The sequence below is a fragment of the Marinicauda pacifica genome, assembly GCF_004793635.1.
GTDB classification, from domain to species: Bacteria; Pseudomonadota; Alphaproteobacteria; order Caulobacterales; family Maricaulaceae; genus Marinicauda; species Marinicauda pacifica.
In genome coordinates this window covers 1-306 of the sequence record NZ_SRXV01000085.1, presented here as the reverse complement: position 1 = coordinate 306, position 306 = coordinate 1, and the positions used below count along the sequence as shown (strand labels likewise).

General features: G+C 62.1%; 1 protein-coding gene. It reads right to left on the bottom strand.

Annotated features, from left to right (window positions below; genetic code table 11):
• Nucleotides 1–306: elongation factor Tu (locus E5162_RS14490; RefSeq protein ID WP_479684690.1), on the bottom strand; the 306-nt coding region annotated here is incomplete at both ends.

The window sequence follows — 306 nt, the reverse complement described above, 5'->3', positions numbered from 1 at the left end:
CGACATTCACTTCCACATTGTCGCCCGGCATCACCATCTCGGTGCCCTCTTTCAAGGTCACCACACCGGTCCCGTCCGTCGTGCGGAAGTAGAATTGCGGACGATAGTTGGAGAAGAACGGCGTGTGACGCCCGCCCTCTTCCTTCGTCAGGATGTAGGCCTCGGCCTCGAACTTCTTGTGCGGCTTGATCGAGCCGGGCTTGCACAGCACCTGGCCGCGCTCCACGCCCTCGCGGTCGATACCGCGCAGCAGAAGACCCACATTGTCTCCCGCCTGGCCCTGGTCGAGCAGCTTGCGGAACATCT